This is a genomic window from Stenotrophomonas sp. STEN087, assembly GCF_056759115.1.
This window is the reverse complement of the sequence record NZ_JBRRCR010000005.1, coordinates 77,139-93,337: the sequence shown is the minus strand read 5'-3', so window position 1 is coordinate 93,337 and position 16,199 is coordinate 77,139. Positions and strand designations below refer to the sequence as shown.

The window sequence follows — 16,199 nt, the reverse complement described above, 5'->3', positions numbered from 1 at the left end:
GGGGGCGGGGGCGCGCCGCGCGCCCCGCCGGGCGCCCGCGCGCCCCCCCGCCGCCCCGCCGCGCGCCCCCCCCCCCGGGGGGGGCGGGCGCCGGGCCCGGGCGACGGCTCAGCCCGCCACCGGCGCCGGCAACGGATCCACGTGCCCGCACGCACTGCAGGTGCGCAGTTCCAGGCTGGCCTGGTAACGCGCGAACACCTTGGGCAGGTCGGTCTCGATGTTCTGCAGCGGGAAATACTCTTCGTGCAGCTTGTGGTTGCAGCGTTCGCAATGCCAGATCACGCCATCCTTCTCGTGGGGCAGGCGCTTGCGCTCGACCACCAGGCCGATGCCGCCCGGCGGGCGCCGCGGCGAATGCGGCACCTTGGCCGGCAGCAGGAAGATCTCGCCGGCGCGGATCGGGATGTCACGCACCGCGCCGTCTTCCTGCACCTTCAGCACCATCTCGCCTTCGAGCTGGTAGAACCACTCCGGGCCTTCGTCGTAGTGGTAGTCGGTGCGCGAGTTCGGCCCGCCCACCACCATCACGATGAAGTCGCCGTTGTCGATCATCTTGTTGCCCACCGGCGGCTTCAGCAGGTGGCGGTGTTCTTCGATCCAGGCGTGCAGGTTGATCGGCGAGGCGAGCATGGTCGGTTTCCCCGGAAGGTCAGTCGCGCTTGCCTTGGCGCGGCACGTAGGACAGGGCCTTTTCGTAGGCCGGCTGCAGTTCCTCCGGCGAACCCACGTCGATGCCCATCTCGCGCACGCGGCCGTCCTTCAGGCTGTACACCCAGCCATGCACCATCAGCTTCTGGCCGCGGGCCCAGGCGTCCTGCACGATGGTCGAGCGGCACAGATTGGCGACCTGCTCGATCACGTTCAGTTCGCACAGGCGGGCGTGCTTGAGCTCGTCGGTCTCGATCGAATCGATGATCGCGGTGTGCTTCTGCATGACGTCGCCCACGTGGCGCAGCCAGTTGTCGGCAAGGCCGACGCGGGTGTTGTGCAGGCAGGCGTGCACGCCGCCGCAGCCGTAGTGGCCGACGATCAGGATGTGCTTCACCTTCAGCTGGTCCACCGCGTACTGCACCACGCTCAGGCAGTTCAGATCGGTGTGGGCCACTACGTTCGCCACGTTGCGGTGCACGAACACTTCACCCGGCGCCATGCCGATGATCTGGTTGGCCGGCACGCGCGAATCGGAACAGCCGATCCACAGGTATTCCGGGTGCTGCTGCTTGGCCAGCTGGTGGAAGAACTCGGGGTCTTCCTTCTCGATGCGGTCGGCCCAGTCGCGGTTGTTCTGCAGCAGCTTGTGGATGTCTTTCATGTTCGGGTCCCTGGCGTCGGGTGGGCGAGGAGCGTGGCCATCCGGCCGCGCCGTCGCGGGAAACAATGCGCTCAGTCGCTGGCGGCGGTCTGCGCGCGATGCCAGCGCATCCACTGCGCCAGCTCGGTGAAATGCGGGGTGTCGAGCTTTTCCAGTTCGGCGATCACCGCCTGCTGGTTGGCCTCGGGGTGGTTCTGGCTCAGTTTCAGCTTCAGCTGCACCTGTTCGACCTGGAAGCGGAAGCCGATGATGCCGCGCAGCTGGCGACGGTGGTCGTCACGCTGCGGTTCGAACTGCCAGTCCTGGCCGACGCTGGCTTCGAAGCGGTCGCCGATGTCGGAGACCAGCTGGGCCAGCTCGTCGGTGTCGTCGAAGCGCTGCAGCTGGCCGCGCAGTTCGGCGGCGGCGTAGTTCCAGGTCGGCACGCGCGAGGCGGCTTCCTTGTCCGGGTACCAGCTGGCCGACACATAGCCGTGCGGGCCGTCGGCCAGTACCTTGGCTGCGCCGTCGTGGCGCGACTGCGGGTTGGCGCGGGCCCAGTGGCCGCGCAGTTCAACCTGGTTGCCCTCGCGGCGGTACAGCACCGGCACCCGTGTCAGTTCGGGCAGGCCGTCGGCGCCGGTGGTCAGCACGGTGACGAACGGATCACGCGCCAGCAGGCGATCGAGCCAGAGCAGGTCGGTCTCGGCGAAGTCGCGCGGGGTGAACATGGTTTGCGCCTCAGGCGCGCGCGCCCAGCGACTGGATCATGCGCCCGCGCAGGCCTTCATCACTGCCGGCCTGCGGCGGCTGCACTTCGTGCAGGCTGAAGCCACGCACCAGCGCATCTTCCTCGTCCAGGCCGTCGTACTCGACGAATTCGGCGTCGAACAGCTGCGAACGGGCGGTGTCTTCGCTGTCATAGCTCAGCGTGTTGCCGTCGCTGTCGAGCACTTCGGCAGTACCGGCCGGGCGCACGCGCAGGCGGGCCCAGATCAGGGTGTTGCCGAGGTTGGCCAGCCACCAGCTGTCACGTGCGTCGTTGTTGTCGTTCATGTGTGTGTTACCAGAGCGAGACCAGCCAGAGCAGGGCGGCCATGCCCAGTCCGGCCAGCAGGGTCAGCAGCGATACCCAGGCCGGCGTCGCCAGCCCGGACAGCGAACGGTCCGGCTGCTGGCGGTAATCGCGGCGCAGCAGCCAGGCCAGGGCATCGGGCTTGAGGAAGGCGCCATTGCCGAAGCGCGCGGCGAGCGCCGGATGGCGGTCGCGCACGTGTACCAGGGTCAATGGCCAGAAGATCACGAAGGCACTGAACCCGGCCACTGCGACGCCGACGAAACAGAGGGCGAAGAACAGGGTCATGGGGGCAGTACCTCCGTGGTCGTTGGATGGGGCTTAGAAGTCCGCGCTGCCCGGGGCGCGCGGGTAGGGGATCGCATCGCGGATGTTGGACAGGCCGCAGACGTAGACCACCAGGCGCTCGAAGCCGAGGCCGAAACCGGCGTGCGGCACCGAACCGTAGCGGCGGAAATCGCGGTACCAGCTGTAGTGTTCGCGATCCAGGCCGAACTGGGCCATGCGCGCGTCCAGCACGTCCAGGCGCTCTTCGCGCTGGCTGCCGCCGATGATCTCGCCGATGCCCGGGGCCAGCACGTCCATCGCGGCGACGGTCCTGCCGTCGTCGTTCAGGCGCATGTAGAAGGCCTTGATGTGCTCGGGGTAGTTGGTGACCACCACCGGGCGACCGACGTGTTCTTCGGTCAGCCAGCGCTCGTGCTCGGTCTGCAGGTCCAGGCCCCACTCGACCGGGAAGTCGAACTTCTTGCCCGACTTCTGCAGCAGGCTGACCGCATCGGTGTAGTCGATGCGCTCGAACGGTGCGTTGATGAAGTCTTCCAGCTTGGTGATCGCGTTCTTGTCCACGCGCTCGGCGATGAAGGCCAGGTCGTCACCGCGCTCGTTCAGCACGGCACGGAACAGGTACTTCAGGAATTCCTCGGCCAGGCGTGCGTCTTCGGCCAGGTCGGCGAAGGCGATTTCCGGCTCGATCATCCAGAACTCCGCCAGGTGGCGGGTGGTGTGGCTGTTCTCGGCGCGGAAGGTCGGGCCGAAGGTGTAGACCTTGCTCAGCGCCAGGCAGTAGGCCTCGACGTTCAGCTGGCCGGACACGGTCAGGAAGGTTTCCTTGCCGAAGAAGTCGCGGCTGAAATCGATCGCGCCCTTCTCGTCGCGCGGCAGGTTCACCATGTCCAGGGTGGACACGCGGAACATCTGGCCGGCGCCTTCGGCGTCGGAGGTGGTGATGATCGGGGTGCTGATCCAGTTGAAGCCGTTCTCGTGGAAGAAACGGTGCACGGCCTGGGCCAGACAGTTGCGGATGCGGGTGACCGCGCCGAACAGGTTGGTGCGCGGGCGCAGGTGCGCCACTTCACGCAGGAACTCCGGCGACATCGGCTTGGGCTGGATCGGGTAGGTGAGCGGGTCTTCGACCCAGCCGACCACTTCCAGTGCGCTGGCCTGGATCTCGAACGACTGGCCCTTGCCCTGCGACTTTACCAGGGTGCCGGTGGCGATGACCGAGCAGCCGCTGGTCAGGCGCTTGATCTCGTCGAAATTGGCCAGGGTGTCGTTGGCCACGACCTGGATCGGCGCGAAGCAGGAACCGTCGCTCACATTGACGAAGGCCAGATTCGCTGAACCGCGCACCGTGCGCACCCATCCGCGTACCGTGACTTCGCCGCCTTCCGGGATCTTCCCGGCAAGCGCATGTTCAACGCTGACCACCGTCATGACTTGAATCCTCTGCTGATCGACCTGATCTGTGAACACGGGAGTTTACCGGTTGCAGCGTTCTGCTTGCGAGGCATTTTTCGCGACCCTGGCTCCTTATAATGTCCCCGTACCCCTGGAGTGAGCCTCATGGCCGTCAGCCTGACCCCCATCGCCTTCGAGCGCGTGCAGCGCTTTGTTGCCCAGACCCCCGGCGCCCTGGGCCTGCGCTTCGGCGTGACCAAGACCGGCTGCTCCGGCTGGGGCCACGTGACCGACCTGGCCCGTGACGAGCGCGAGGGTGACACCGTGTTCGACCAGGAGGGCGTGAAGATCTACGTCGACGCCAAGAGCCTGGCCCTGGTGGACGGCACCGTGATCGACTTCGGCAAGCACGGCCTGAGCGAGACCTTCACGTTCAGCAACCCGAACGCCACCGCTGAATGCGGCTGCGGCGAGAGCTTCACCACCGACGCCGACAAGGCCTGAGCCTGGTCCTGCGCCCGCCGGGCATGGCCCGGCGCTACCGGGTTCAGCTTCGCCCGCCGCGGCCCGGTTGCCCGGCACCCCCATCTGCGCCATAATGCGCGGCTTCCTGCCTTCCTGGCGGGAACCCTTGCCCCACCGCGGTATCCACGGCGGGGGGCTGTCCGGCCGCAAGGCCACATCCGAAAGGTAGAAAAAAACATGAGTCGTCATTACGAAATCGTGTTCATGGTCCACCCGGACCAGAGCGAGCAGGTCCCGGCCATGATCGAGCGCTACAAGTCGCTGGTCGAGAACGGCAACGGCACCATCCACCGTCTGGAAGACTGGGGCCGCCGCCAGCTGGCTTACCCGATCCAGAACCTGGTGAAGGCGCACTACGTGCTGCTGAACATCGAAGCCGACCAGGCCGTTCTGAACGAACTGACCGAAAGCTTCCGCTTCAATGACGCCGTGCTGCGCAACCTGGTCATCAAGCGTGACGAGGCTGACACCGAGCAGTCGCTGATCATGAAGAGCAAGGACGAGAAGGGTGACAAGCCGGAGCGCGGTGAGCGCCGTCGTCGTGACGACGAAGAAGGCGAGTCCACCACCACCGCTGACAACGAAGCCGGCGACGACGCCGCTTCTGCCGCCTAAGGAGCCTTCCCATGTCCAAGTTCTTCCGTCGTCGCAAGTTCTGCAAGTTCACCGCTGAAGGTGTCAAGGAGATCGATTACAAGGATCTCAACACCCTGCGCCAGTACCTGACCGAGAACGGCAAGATCGTGCCGAGCCGCGTCACCGGTACCAAGTCGAAGTACCAGCGTCAGCTGGCGACCGCCGTCAAGCGCGCTCGCTTCCTGGCCCTGATTCCGTACACCGACAACCACGACGTCTGATGCCCGGCGGGGCGGCCCGGTGCCGCCCCCGCTGTGCCAGCTATTCGGACAGCCTTTGTTGCGGGGCTTCGCCTCGCTAACGAATAACTTATCTGGAGCAATACCATGCAGCTGATCCTCCTGCAGAAAGTCACCAACCTCGGCAACCTGGGCGACCTGGTCGACGTGAAGCCGGGCTACGGCCGTAACTTCCTCGTGCCGCAGGGCAAGGCCGTTCCGGCCACCGAGAGCAACAAGGCCGAGTTCGAAGCCAAGCGCGCCGAATACGAAGCCAAGGCCCAGGCCATCCACGCCGACGCTGACGCCCGCAAGACCAAGCTGGAAGGCGCGAGTGTGACCATCGCCGCCAACGCTTCGACCGAAGGCAAGCTGTACGGCTCGGTTGGCGCCCGCGAAATCGCTGAAGCCTTCACCGCTGCCGGCTTCGAGCTGAACAAGAGCGAAGTCATCCTGGGCGAAGGTGCCTTCCGCAACATCGGTGAGTACGACGTCCTGGTGCACCTGCACGCCGACGTCGAAACCACCGTCAAGGTTGTGGTTGAAGCCGAAAAGGCCTGATCCCAAGCCGAAAGGCCTGGTATCACCAGAACGGGCGCCCGCAAGGGTGCCCGTTTTTGTTTATGCGGGCCCCTGTCCGCGCGGCCGGGCCCGGGGAATGTTCCACGCCCCCGTAGAACATACCTCGTAGAACCGGCCTACATCGGTATACTCAGGGCGTCACACCCGTTCCACGGCCAGCGATCCCAGCAGGATCAATGACTTGGAGGGTAAGCAGGCCGCTCGCCGGCCCCAGTCCGGAACCTCTATGCGTCTTTCCACGATCAAGCTGTCCGGCTTCAAGTCGTTCGTCGATCCGACCACCCTGCACCTGCCGACCAACATGACCGGCGTGGTGGGGCCCAATGGCTGCGGCAAGTCGAACATCATCGACGCCGTGCGCTGGGTCATGGGCGAAAGCTCGGCCAGCCGCCTGCGCGGCGATTCGCTGACCGACGTGATCTTCTCCGGTTCCAATGCCCGCAAGCCGGTCTCGCAGGCCACCGTCGAGCTGATCTTCGATAATTCGGACCACACGATTTCCGGCGAGTACGCCTCGTTCAACGAAATCTCGGTCAAGCGCACCGTCAGCCGTGACGGCAGCAGCAACTATTATCTCAACGGCACCAAGTGCCGCCGCCGCGATATCACCGATCTGTTCCTGGGCACCGGCCTGGGGCCGCGCAGCTACTCGATCATCGAGCAGGGCATGATCAGCCAGATCATCGAGGCGCGCCCGGAAGACCTGCGCGTGTACCTGGAAGAGGCCGCCGGCATCTCCAAGTACAAGGAGCGCCGCAAGGAAACCGAAACCCGCATCCGCCATACCCGCGAGAACCTCGACCGGCTGGGCGACCTGCGCGACGAGATCAGCAAGCAGCTCGAGCACCTCAAGCGCCAGGCCCGGCAGGCCGAGCAGTACCAGGCGCTGCAGGAAGAGCGCCGGGTCAAGGATGCCGAGTGGAAGACCCTGGAATTCCGTGGCCTCGACGGACGCTTGTCCAAGCTGCGCGAAGGCCTGTCGCAGGAAGAAACCAAGCTGCAGCAGCTGATCGCCGACCAGCGTGAAGCCGAGGCGCGCATCGAGACCTCGCGCGTGCGCCGCGAAGAGGCCGCCGACGCGCTCAATACCGCACAGGCTGCCGTCTACCAGGTGGGCAGCACGCTGGCCCGCGTCGAGCAGCAGATCCAGCATCAGCGTGAACTGTCGCAGCGCCTGCACAAGGCGCGCGACGAAACCCGCCAGGCGCTGTCCGAGCTCGGCCAGCACATCAGCGCTGACGAAGCCAAGCTGAGGGTGCTGCGCGAAGCGGTCGACGATGCCACCCCGCAGCTGGAAGCGCTGCAGGAAGAGAACGAGATCAAGCAGGAAAGCCTGCGCGAGGCCGAAGACCGCCTGGCCAGCTGGCAGCAGCGCTGGGAACAGCACACCTCGCAGAGCTCGGAAGCCTCGCGCGCCGGCGATGTAGAGCGCACCCGCGTGGACTACCTGGACAAGCAGATCCTCGATGCCGACCGCCGCCGCGAAGCGTTGGCCGGCGAGCGCGCCGGGCTGGACGTGGATGCGCTGGAGGAGGCTTTCGAACAGTTGTTCCTGCAGCACGAAACGCAGAAGACCGCGCTGGACGAACTCGGTGACGACGTCGAACGCTGCAAGCAGGGCGTGACCGCCGTGCAGGAGCAGCAGCGCACCGGGCAGAACGAACTGGCCGAGCTGCGCAAGCAGGCCAATGGCCTGCGCGGCCGCCTGGCATCGCTGGAAACCCTGCAGCAGGCCGCACTCGGCCAGGAGCAGGGCGCTGCCGTGGCGTGGCTGAAAGCCCATGGGCTGGATTCGGCCGCACGCGTGGGCGAACGCCTGGACGTCGACGCGGGCTGGGAAAACGCCGTGGAAAGCGCGCTCGGTCAGTTGATCGAAGGCGTACTGGTGGATGATCCGGCACGCCTGGTCGATGCACTGGGCGAGCTGGGCGATGGCCGCATCGCGCTGGTGGCCGGCGATGCCGGCGATCTGAAGGTGGCGCCGACCTCGCTGGCGGCACGCGTGCGCGGTCCGGTGGCGATCCGCCGCCTGCTGGCGCACCTGCACGGTGCCCGCGACCTGGCCGAAGCGAAGACGCTGCAGGGCAGCCTGCCCGACGGCGATTCGATCATCACCCAGGGCGGCGAGCGCCTGGGCCAGGGCTGGCTGCGCGTGTCGCGCTCCGGTGCCGCCCAGCAAGGCGCACTGCTGCGCGAACGCGAGATCAACGAACTGCGCGAGCAGATCGAACAGCTGCAGGACCGCGAGGCCGCGCTGGAAGAACAGCTGGCCGGTTTCCGTGAGCAGCTGCTGGCCGCGGAGCAGCAGCGCGAAGACGCGCAGCGCTCGCTGTACCAGGCCCACCGCGCGGTGTCCGAGCTGGCCGGCCAGCTGCAGGGCCAGCAGGGCAAGGTGGAGGCGGCGCGCACGCGTATCGATCGCATCGAAGGCGAGCTGTCGCAGCTGCTGGAAACGCTGGACGTCAACCGCGAACAGGCGCGTGAGGCGCGCTCGCGGCTGGAGAATGCGGTCAGCAGCATGGGCGACCTGGAGTCGACGCGGCAGGGGCTGGAAGGCGAGCGCCGCCAGTTGACCGAGGCGCGAGACCTGGCCCGTGAAGCGGCACGCGCCGTGCGCGAGCGTTCGCACGCATTGGCACTGACCCTGGAATCGCAGCGCGCCCAGGTGGGTTCGCTGAGCCAGGCGCTGGAGCGCATGAGCACCCAGCGCGGCCAGCTGGATTCGCGCCTGGGCGAGCTGCATTCGCAGCTGGACGAGGGCGATTCGCCGGTCGAGTCGCTGCAGGCCGAGCACCAGAACGCATTGGAAGAGCGCGTGCGTGCCGACCGCGTGCTGACCGAAGCGCGCACGCTGCTCGATGGCATCGACGCCGAGCTGCGCAACTACGAACAGACCCGCCACCAGCGCGACGAACAGGCGCTGGCCCAGCGTGAGCGCATTTCCCAGCGCAAGCTCGACCAGCAGGCCCTGGTGCTCAGCGCCGAGACGCTGCAGGGCGCGGTGGAAAAGGCCGGGTTCGTGCTGCAGGACGTGCTCAGCGCGCTGCCCGACGATGCGCGCCTGGGCGACTGGGAGCAAGCCGTGCACCAGATCGATGGACGCATGCGCCGGCTGGAGCCGGTCAACCTGGCGGCCATCCATGAGTACGGCGAGGCCTCGCAGCGATCGGACTACCTGGATGCGCAGCACACCGACCTGACCACCGCGCTGGAAACCCTGGAAGACGCCATCCGCAAGATCGACCGCGAGACCCGCGGCCGCTTCAAGGACACCTTCGACCGCGTCAACGCCGGCGTGCAGGCGCTGTACCCGCGCCTGTTCGGTGGCGGCCATGCCTACCTGGAACTGACCGGCGAAGACCTGCTCGACACCGGCGTGACCATCATGGCGCGGCCGCCGGGCAAGCGCGTATCCAGCATCTCGCTGCTGTCCGGTGGCGAGAAGGCGATGACCGCGGTGGCGCTGGTGTTCGCGATCTTCCAGCTCAACCCCGCGCCGTTCTGCCTGCTGGACGAGGTGGACGCGCCGCTGGACGAGGCCAACGTCGGCCGCCTGGCCAACATGGTCAAGGAAATGAGCGAGAAGGTGCAGTTCCTGTTCGTCAGCCACAACAAGGCGACGATGGAGGCCGCCCACCAGCTCTCGGGCGTGACCATGCGCGAGCCGGGCGTCAGCCGCCTGGTCAGCGTGGACCTGGAAGAAGCCGCGCGATTGGCGGGCGCGGCATGACGTGCCATTCTAGTTACCTGAATGAACTAGCCGGAGTACCTACCGAATGACCGACACGGCACTGTTGCGCATCGGCATCCTGGCCGCCGGCCTGCTGCTGGTGGCTGCGATCTTCCTGTTTGGCCGCCCGAAGAAGAAGCCGCAGGGGCGCCGCGTGGAAAGCGCCGAACCGGCCAGCGGCGAGCGTCGCGAGCCGGTGCTGGGCGAAGACGGCGTGGCCCTGGCCGAGAGCCGTGGCGAACCGGGCCTGGGCGATGAAGGCCAGCAGGCCGAACTCGGCCTGGCCGATACCGATCCGGGCAGCAGCGATCTGGGCAAGCGTGCGACGCAGGACTTCGACAAGATCGTGTCGTTGTTCGTGGCCGCCCGCGCCGGTGAGCAGCTGCGCGGGGAGGATATCGTGGTGGCGGCCGAGAAGACCGGCCTGGTGTTTGGCCACATGAACGTGTTCCACCGCTTGGTGGAAGGCCATCCCGAGCGGGGCCCGATCTTCTCGATGGCCAGCATCATGAAGCCGGGAAGCTTCGACATGGCCAACATCCGCGCCATGGAAACCCCGGCCATCGCCTTCTTCCTGACCCTTCCGGCGCCGCTGACCGCGCTCGATGCCTGGGAAAAGATGCTGCCGACCGTGCAGCGCATGGCCGAGCTGCTCGATGGCGTGGTGCTGGATGACAGCCGCAACGCCCTGGGCCGCCAGCGCATCGCGCACATCCGCGATGAGCTGCGTGCCTATGACCGCCAGCACCAGGCCCCGCCGCTGACCAAGACCCCGCGCTGGTAAAAGCGTTTTTTCCGGTGTGCCGACCAACGGTCGGCACCCACCCGGGTAGATCCACGCCATGCGTGGATGGGTTACGCCGGTACGCCGGCGACCTTCGCGAACGCCTGGCGGAACGCCGCCATTTCTTCTTCTGTACCGACGGTCACCCGCACCCGCTGCGGCCAGATCGGCCAGCTGCGGCCGATCACCACGCCGTTGTCGGCCATCGCCTTGGCGAACGCGTTGCCGTCGCGCTGCACATCCACCACGAAGCAGTTGGCTTCGGACGGCACGCAGCTGAAGCCGCGCTTGCCCAGCCAGGCGATGGTGGCCTGGCGCACCTTGGCATTCTGCAGCCGGCGCTGCGCGATCAACTGCGGGTCCTGCAGGCTGGCCAGCGCGGCCGCCAGCGCCGGCACCGGCAGCGGGTTCTCGCCCAGGCTGGCCAGTTCGCGCAGGCGGTCAGGGTGGGCTGCCGCCACGCCCAGCCGCAGGCCGGCCATGCCGTACAGCTTGGAGAACGTCCGCAGCACGATCAGGTCATCGCGCTGGGCCACCTTTGCGATCAGGCTGGGCTGATCGCTGTACTGCAGATAGGCCTCGTCCACCAGCACGCGGGTGGCGGACGGCTTGTTGGCCAGCAGCCACGCCAGCTCGGCCGGCGGGCTGATCGAGCCGGTCGGGTTGTTCGGATTGCAGACGTAGATCAGTCCCGTCGGCTGCGAATGCGCGGCCGCCGCCATCGCGCGAAGGTCGTGCGCACCGTCATTGCGCAGCGGCACTTTCTGTACCTGGGCGCCGCGCGCAGCAGCCATGTCACCGAGGGTTTCGAAGGTCGGGTCGGCCACCACCAGCGCCGCCTGTCGGCCGGTCCACAACGTGGCCGCACGGTTCAGGGGCTCGCTGGAGCCGGGGTACAGGCGCACGTGGTCGGCCGGGATGCCGGCCTGGGCGACGAAGGTATCGCGCACCTGCCCGGCCAGGGCGAACTGGTAGCGACCACTGCCGGCGATGCTGTCGCGTGCGGCCTGCTGGGCGGCGGGCGAGGGGCCGTAGGGACACTCGTTGAAGTTGAGCAGGACCGGGCCGGTGGCGGGAGCCGCGGCGGGCTGGGCGTGGCCGAGGCGGGGCAGGCCGCTGCCAGCGGCGACGAGGCCGACACCGGCCAGTTGCAGGAAGTGGCGGCGGGAAGCGGGCAGGGACACGGGCAGGATTCCGAAGGGCAACCGCCGCACGCTAACGCTGGTGGGGTGCGGGCGGCAAGCGAAGGTCTTGTAGAGTCGGGGGGGGGGGGCCGCGGGAGGGGGGCCCCCCGCGCCCGCCCCGACGGGACCAGCCCGCGGGGCGGCGACCGCGGGGGGGGCGCCCCGCCGGGGGGCCCCCCGCCCCCCCCGCTCCTGGGGGGGGGGGGGGGGGCTTTCCTCTGGTTTTTTTGCCCGGCCTGGTCGGGCAGCGGGCGCGCCCCCCCCCCCCCACCCCCCCCGTACTCTACAAGGGCGGCAATCCACGGCCGGGGTCAGAGCCCCTTCGGGGATCCGACCCCGAGCAGGGCGGGCATGACGAGGCCTGACACGCGGGCGCGGTAGAATTCACGGCCATCCCAGAAGTATCGGATCCCGATGAGCTCCAGCCCCGCCGAACGCGCCGAAGACCTTCGCCGGCAGATCGCCCAGGCCAACCGTGCCTACCACGAGCTGGACGCGCCGGAGATCCCCGACGTCGACTACGACCGGCTGGTGCGCGAGCTGGAAGCGCTGGAGCAGGAGCACCCGGAACTGGCCCGCGCCGACAGCCCCACCCAGCAGGTGGGCGCGCGTCCGTCCGGGCGTTTCGCCGAGGTGCGCCACGCGGTGCCGATGCTGTCGCTGTCCAATGCCTTCAGCGATGAGGAAGTGGCCGATTTCGTGCGCCGCATCGACGAGCGCCTGGGCCGCCGCAGCCTGCAGTTCTCGGCCGAACCGAAGATGGATGGCCTGGCGATCAGCCTGCGCTATGAAGACGGCCAGTTCGTGCTGGGCGCCACCCGTGGCGATGGCAGCACCGGCGAGGACGTGACCACCAACCTGCGCGAGATCGGCGACATCCCCAAGCGACTGCACGGCCAGGACTGGCCGGACGTGCTGGAAGTGCGCGGCGAGGTCTACATGGCCCGTGCCGATTTCGAGGCCTACAACGATCGCGCGCGCCTGCACGGCGGCAAGGTGCTGGCCAACCCGCGCAATGCCGCGGCCGGTTCGCTGCGCCAGCTGGATGCAAAGATCAGCGCGCAGCGCAGGCTCAGCTTCTTCGCCTACGGCACCGGCGAGGTGCAGGGCGGTGAACTGCCCGATACCCATTCGGGCACGCTGGCGCAGCTGGGTGCCTGGGGCTTCCCGGTGAGCGAACTGTGCAAGGTGGTCGACGGTACCGACGGCCTGCTCGGTTACTACCGTGACATCGGCGAGCGCCGCGATGGCCTGCCGTTCGATATCGATGGCGTGGTCTACAAGCTGGATGACCGCGCCGGCCAGCAGGCAATGGGCTTCGTCTCGCGCGCGCCGCGCTGGGCCATCGCGCACAAGTTCCCGGCGCAGGAACAGAGCACCACGGTGGAGGCGATCGAGATCCAGATCGGCCGCACCGGTGCCGCAACGCCTGTCGCGCGCCTCGCGCCGGTAGCGGTGGCCGGCGTGATCGTGTCCAACGCCACCCTGCACAATGCCGATCAGATCGCACGCCTGGACGTGCGCGTGGGCGACAGTGTGATCGTGCGCCGTGCCGGCGATGTCATTCCCGAAGTGGTCAGCGTCATCCTCGACCGTCGTCCGCAGGGCACCACCCCGTGGCAGATGCCGACCCGCTGCCCGGTGTGCGGCTCGGAAATCGTGCGCGAAGAAGGTGCCGCCGCGTGGCGCTGCTCGGGCGAACTGTCCTGCCCGGCGCAGCGCAAAGAAGCCATCGCCCACTTTGCATCGCGCCGTGCGATGGATATCGATGGCCTGGGTGACAAGTACATCGAAACCCTGGTCGACGCCGGCATCGTCACGCGCGTCGCCGATCTGTATCAGCTCACCCGCGACCAGCTGCTGCACCTGAAACTGGTGCTCGACGCGGAGGATCCCTCGGCGCTGGCCAACAACCTGAAGCCGCATCTGCCGGCCGAAGGCAGTGGCGACGTGCTGAAGGCCGTGCTCAAGCTCGACGGCCAGGACCCGGCGTGGCGCGCGCAGGCGCTGGTGCAGCCGGCGGCGTTTGAATGGAACACGAAGAAGATCGCGACCAAGTGGGCCGACAACCTGATCGCCGCCATCGATGCCAGCCGCGAGGCCAGCCTGGAACGGCTGCTGTTCGCACTTGGCATCGAACACGTGGGCGAGAGCACTGCCAAGGCGCTGGCGCTGTGGTTTGGTGATCTGGCGTTGATCCGCCGCCTGCCGTGGCCGCTGTTCAAGCGCGTGCCGGACATCGGTGGCGAAGTGGCGCGCTCGCTGGGCCACTTCTTCGAGCAGCAAGGCAACCAGGACGCCATCGACGCGCTGCTGCAGGTCGGCCAGGTGCGCATCCGCGATGCCCATCCGCCGAGCGCGAAGCTGCGTGAGGGTCTGGACCTGGCCCAGCTGCTGGTGGAAGCCGAGATTCCCGGCATTACCCGCCTGCGTGCGGAAAAGCTGGTGGCGGTGCTGCCCAGCGCGCAGGCCGTGCTCGATGCCGAGCATGGCCAGTTCGTCAATGCCGGCCTGCCCGATGACACCGCGCGCGGGGTCGCCCAGTGGCTGGACACCGATGGCCATGGCGCGATGCTGCTGGCGGCGGAAACCGAGATGCAGCACATCCTGGCCAAGGCGCCGGCGCTGGCCGAGGTCGTGGCCGGTCCGTTGGACGGGCAGACGGTGGTGCTCACCGGCACGTTGGCCCAGCTCACCCGCGATGCCGCCAAGGACCGCCTGGAAGCGCTGGGCGCCAAGGTGTCCGGCAGTGTCTCCAAGAAGACCAGTTTCCTGGTGGCGGGCACCGAGGCCGGCTCCAAGCTGGACAAGGCGCAGTCGCTGGGCGTGCCGGTGTGGGATGAAGACCGCCTGCTGGCCTACCTGGCCGAACACGAATGATGACCCCGCCGGGCGCCACGCGCGCCCGGCCTGATGCATGAGAGGACACCCGATGCAGACCGCCCCGCTGGATTTCCGCCTGGCCACCCGCGCCGATGAGGAGGTGCTGATCGCGTTGATGCGCGAGTTCTACGCCGAGGACAAGATCGAATTCGATGACGCACGCGTACGCCGCGGCGTCGATGCGCTGCTGGCCGACCCGCGCAACGGCGAAGTGCTGCTGTGGCTGGATGAGGCGGGCGAGGTCTGCGGCTACGCAGTGATCGCGATGGGCTTCAGCCTGGAGCAGGGCGGTCACTTCGTGCTGCTGGACGAGCTGTACCTGGCGCACCGCGCGCGCGGCCGCGGCCGTGGCAAGCAGGCGCTGGCCACCTGCGAACAGCGTGCGCGCGGGCGCGGTGTCAGCCGCATGCGCCTGGAGGTGAATCACCACAACGAGCTGGCGCGGCGCCTGTATCTGGCCAGCGGCTACATCGATGACACCCGCGATCTGCTGACCCTGCCACTGGACCATCCGCGCCCGGAGGGCATTCTGTGAGCGAGGCCCTGATGCGCGCGCTGCAGCAGCGTGCCGCGCTCAACGCCCTGCTGCGCCGCTTCTTCGCCGAGCGGGATGTGCTGGAAGTGGAAACGCCGATCCTGTCGGTGGCCGGCAACACCGAGCCGAACATCGACAGCTTCCATACCGATTTCAGCGGCCACGTCGATGCCGGTGGCCGCCGCCGTTGGCTGCGCACCTCGCCGGAATTCCCGCTCAAGCGCCTGCTCGCTGCCGGCGTGGGTGACTGCTACGAACTCGGCCGGGTGTTCCGCAACGGCGAGGCCGGTGGTCGCCACAATCCCGAGTTCACCATGCTGGAGTGGTACCGCGTGGGCTGGGATCACCATCGCCTGATGCAGGAAACCGCCGAGCTGGTGCGCGAAGCACTGGCGCTGGTCGGGCGCACGGCGACCCTGCGCGTGCTCAGCTACCGCGAACTGTTCCAGCAGCACGCCGGCGTCGATCCGTTCGATGCGGACGAAGCGGCGTTGCGCGCGGCGCTGGGTGAGGTGCACATCGACCCGGTCGGCCTGACCCGCGATGACTGGCTGGACCTGCTGATGACTCATCGCATCCAACCGCACTTCGATGACGCGGTCATGACCGTGGTCCATGACTGGCCGGCCAGCCAGGCCGCGCTGGCGCGCATCCGCGCGGGCACGCCGCCGCTGGCCGAGCGCTTTGAGTTGTACCTGGGGGCGGTCGAGCTTGCCAACGGCTATCACGAGCTGAACGATGCCGGCGAACAGCGTGCGCGCTTCGAGCGCGACCAGCAGCGCCGGCACGAACGCGGCCAGGTGCAGCCTGCGCTGGATGAGGCACTGCTGTCCGCGTTGCCTGCGATGCCGGCCTGTGCAGGCGTGGCGGTGGGCGTGGACCGCCTGCTGATGGCGATGAACCGCACGCCGCGCATCGCTGATGTCCTTGCGTTTGATTTCGCCCACGCCTGAACGACCGCGCGCGATCTGCGCCTGAACAAAAACAACGGATTTCGCGCTTGATTCAGCAAGCACGATGATGGTCTTATCACGCCTGATGCAGGACACTGGCATCGTGGTTCATCCGCTCCGTTG

At 67.7% G+C, this 16,199-nt stretch carries 16 protein-coding genes; 9 read left to right on the top strand and 7 right to left on the bottom strand.

Going from position 1 to position 16,199, the window contains the following annotated elements; genetic code table 11:
- Nucleotides 1-108: 108 nt before the first annotated feature.
- From ACVOK1_RS02745 to asnS, 6 genes are all read right to left on the bottom strand, one after another.
- Nucleotides 109-630 carry a 3-hydroxyanthranilate 3,4-dioxygenase gene (locus ACVOK1_RS02745; protein ID WP_313204414.1) on the bottom strand — a complete coding sequence of 174 codons (522 nt, stop codon included), beginning with the start codon at nucleotides 628-630 and terminating at the stop codon, nucleotides 109-111.
- 19 nt (nucleotides 631-649) lie between these two features.
- On the bottom strand, nucleotides 650-1,312 hold the full coding sequence (gene can, locus ACVOK1_RS02740) for a carbonate dehydratase (protein WP_200752526.1): 663 nt from the start codon (nucleotides 1,310-1,312) through the stop codon (nucleotides 650-652).
- A gap of 71 nt (nucleotides 1,313-1,383) precedes the next feature.
- Complete coding sequence (locus tag ACVOK1_RS02735; RefSeq protein ID WP_481561008.1) at nucleotides 1,384-2,022, bottom strand: FMN-binding negative transcriptional regulator; 639 nt, start codon at nucleotides 2,020-2,022, stop codon at nucleotides 1,384-1,386.
- 10 nt (nucleotides 2,023-2,032) lie between these two features.
- A complete protein-coding gene (locus tag ACVOK1_RS02730; RefSeq protein WP_481561007.1) occupies nucleotides 2,033-2,347 on the bottom strand; it encodes a hypothetical protein in 315 nt (104 codons plus the stop codon).
- 7 nt (nucleotides 2,348-2,354) lie between these two features.
- Complete coding sequence (locus ACVOK1_RS02725; RefSeq protein ID WP_108769256.1) at nucleotides 2,355-2,654, bottom strand: hypothetical protein; 300 nt, start codon at nucleotides 2,652-2,654, stop codon at nucleotides 2,355-2,357.
- A 33-nt stretch (nucleotides 2,655-2,687) separates the two neighbouring features.
- Complete coding sequence (gene asnS / locus ACVOK1_RS02720; protein WP_116863291.1) at nucleotides 2,688-4,082, bottom strand: asparagine--tRNA ligase; 1,395 nt, start codon at nucleotides 4,080-4,082, stop codon at nucleotides 2,688-2,690.
- Between the two features lie 129 nt (nucleotides 4,083-4,211).
- On the opposite strand from asnS, the gene ACVOK1_RS02715 reads away from it, so the two are divergent.
- From ACVOK1_RS02715 to zipA, 6 genes are all read left to right on the top strand, one after another.
- The gene (locus ACVOK1_RS02715) at nucleotides 4,212-4,550 is read left to right on the top strand and encodes a HesB/IscA family protein (protein ID WP_108769254.1); all 339 of its coding nucleotides are present in this window, start codon (nucleotides 4,212-4,214) and stop codon (nucleotides 4,548-4,550) included.
- Between the two features lie 198 nt (nucleotides 4,551-4,748).
- Nucleotides 4,749-5,186, top strand: a complete 438-nt coding sequence (rpsF, locus tag ACVOK1_RS02710) for a 30S ribosomal protein S6 (RefSeq protein ID WP_049445625.1) — start codon at nucleotides 4,749-4,751, stop codon at nucleotides 5,184-5,186.
- Between the two features lie 11 nt (nucleotides 5,187-5,197).
- Nucleotides 5,198-5,428 carry a 30S ribosomal protein S18 gene (gene rpsR, locus ACVOK1_RS02705; protein WP_002804494.1) on the top strand — a complete coding sequence of 77 codons (231 nt, stop codon included), beginning with the start codon at nucleotides 5,198-5,200 and terminating at the stop codon, nucleotides 5,426-5,428.
- Nucleotides 5,429-5,533: 105 nt separating this feature from the next.
- Nucleotides 5,534-5,986 (top strand): 50S ribosomal protein L9, encoded by a 453-nt coding sequence (gene rplI / locus ACVOK1_RS02700; RefSeq protein ID WP_481561006.1) that lies wholly within the window; start codon nucleotides 5,534-5,536, stop codon nucleotides 5,984-5,986.
- 247 nt (nucleotides 5,987-6,233) lie between these two features.
- On the top strand, nucleotides 6,234-9,737 hold the full coding sequence (gene smc / locus ACVOK1_RS02695; RefSeq protein ID WP_481561005.1) for a chromosome segregation protein SMC: 3,504 nt from the start codon (nucleotides 6,234-6,236) through the stop codon (nucleotides 9,735-9,737).
- Nucleotides 9,738-9,783: 46 nt separating this feature from the next.
- Nucleotides 9,784-10,521 (top strand): cell division protein ZipA, encoded by a 738-nt coding sequence (gene zipA, locus ACVOK1_RS02690; protein WP_108769252.1) that lies wholly within the window; start codon nucleotides 9,784-9,786, stop codon nucleotides 10,519-10,521.
- Between the two features lie 71 nt (nucleotides 10,522-10,592).
- Here the strand turns inward: zipA and ACVOK1_RS02685 are convergent, their stop codons facing one another.
- The gene (locus tag ACVOK1_RS02685; RefSeq protein WP_481561004.1) at nucleotides 10,593-11,705 is read right to left on the bottom strand and encodes a pyridoxal phosphate-dependent aminotransferase; all 1,113 of its coding nucleotides are present in this window, start codon (nucleotides 11,703-11,705) and stop codon (nucleotides 10,593-10,595) included.
- Between the two features lie 414 nt (nucleotides 11,706-12,119).
- Between ACVOK1_RS02685 and ligA the strand changes: the two genes are divergently transcribed.
- From ligA to epmA, 3 genes are read left to right on the top strand one after another with little or no spacing between them, the layout of a single operon-like run.
- Entirely contained in the window at nucleotides 12,120-14,585 is a 2,466-nt protein-coding gene (gene ligA / locus ACVOK1_RS02680) for an NAD-dependent DNA ligase LigA (RefSeq protein WP_481561003.1), read from the top strand.
- Between the two features lie 52 nt (nucleotides 14,586-14,637).
- Nucleotides 14,638-15,123 (top strand): N-acetyltransferase family protein, encoded by a 486-nt coding sequence (locus tag ACVOK1_RS02675; RefSeq protein WP_481561002.1) that lies wholly within the window; start codon nucleotides 14,638-14,640, stop codon nucleotides 15,121-15,123.
- A gap of 11 nt (nucleotides 15,124-15,134) precedes the next feature.
- On the top strand, nucleotides 15,135-16,076 hold the full coding sequence (gene epmA / locus ACVOK1_RS02670) for an EF-P lysine aminoacylase EpmA (protein ID WP_481561010.1): 942 nt from the start codon (nucleotides 15,135-15,137) through the stop codon (nucleotides 16,074-16,076).
- Nucleotides 16,077-16,199: the final 123 nt, after the last annotated feature.

What these genes read in the sequence shown, in the direction of transcription:
- rpsR (WP_002804494.1), top strand. Translation starts at nt 5,198, where the DNA reads ATGTCCAAGTTCTTCCGTCGTCGCAAGTTCTGCAAGTTCACCGCTGAA.
- ACVOK1_RS02675 (WP_481561002.1), top strand. Translation starts at nt 14,638, where the DNA reads ATGCAGACCGCCCCGCTGGATTTCCGCCTGGCCACCCGCGCCGATGAG.
- ACVOK1_RS02735 (WP_481561008.1), bottom strand. Translation starts at nt 2,022, where the DNA reads ATGTTCACCCCGCGCGACTTCGCCGAGACCGACCTGCTCTGGCTCGAT.
- smc (WP_481561005.1), top strand. Translation starts at nt 6,234, where the DNA reads ATGCGTCTTTCCACGATCAAGCTGTCCGGCTTCAAGTCGTTCGTCGAT.
- ACVOK1_RS02725 (WP_108769256.1), bottom strand. Translation starts at nt 2,654, where the DNA reads ATGACCCTGTTCTTCGCCCTCTGTTTCGTCGGCGTCGCAGTGGCCGGG.
- epmA (WP_481561010.1), top strand. Translation starts at nt 15,135, where the DNA reads ATGCGCGCGCTGCAGCAGCGTGCCGCGCTCAACGCCCTGCTGCGCCGC.
- asnS (WP_116863291.1), bottom strand. Translation starts at nt 4,082, where the DNA reads ATGACGGTGGTCAGCGTTGAACATGCGCTTGCCGGGAAGATCCCGGAA.
- rplI (WP_481561006.1), top strand. Translation starts at nt 5,534, where the DNA reads ATGCAGCTGATCCTCCTGCAGAAAGTCACCAACCTCGGCAACCTGGGC.
- ACVOK1_RS02745 (WP_313204414.1), bottom strand. Translation starts at nt 630, where the DNA reads ATGCTCGCCTCGCCGATCAACCTGCACGCCTGGATCGAAGAACACCGC.
- ACVOK1_RS02730 (WP_481561007.1), bottom strand. Translation starts at nt 2,347, where the DNA reads ATGAACGACAACAACGACGCACGTGACAGCTGGTGGCTGGCCAACCTC.
- can (WP_200752526.1), bottom strand. Translation starts at nt 1,312, where the DNA reads ATGAAAGACATCCACAAGCTGCTGCAGAACAACCGCGACTGGGCCGAC.
- rpsF (WP_049445625.1), top strand. Translation starts at nt 4,749, where the DNA reads ATGAGTCGTCATTACGAAATCGTGTTCATGGTCCACCCGGACCAGAGC.
- zipA (WP_108769252.1), top strand. Translation starts at nt 9,784, where the DNA reads ATGACCGACACGGCACTGTTGCGCATCGGCATCCTGGCCGCCGGCCTG.
- ligA (WP_481561003.1), top strand. Translation starts at nt 12,120, where the DNA reads ATGAGCTCCAGCCCCGCCGAACGCGCCGAAGACCTTCGCCGGCAGATC.
- ACVOK1_RS02715 (WP_108769254.1), top strand. Translation starts at nt 4,212, where the DNA reads ATGGCCGTCAGCCTGACCCCCATCGCCTTCGAGCGCGTGCAGCGCTTT.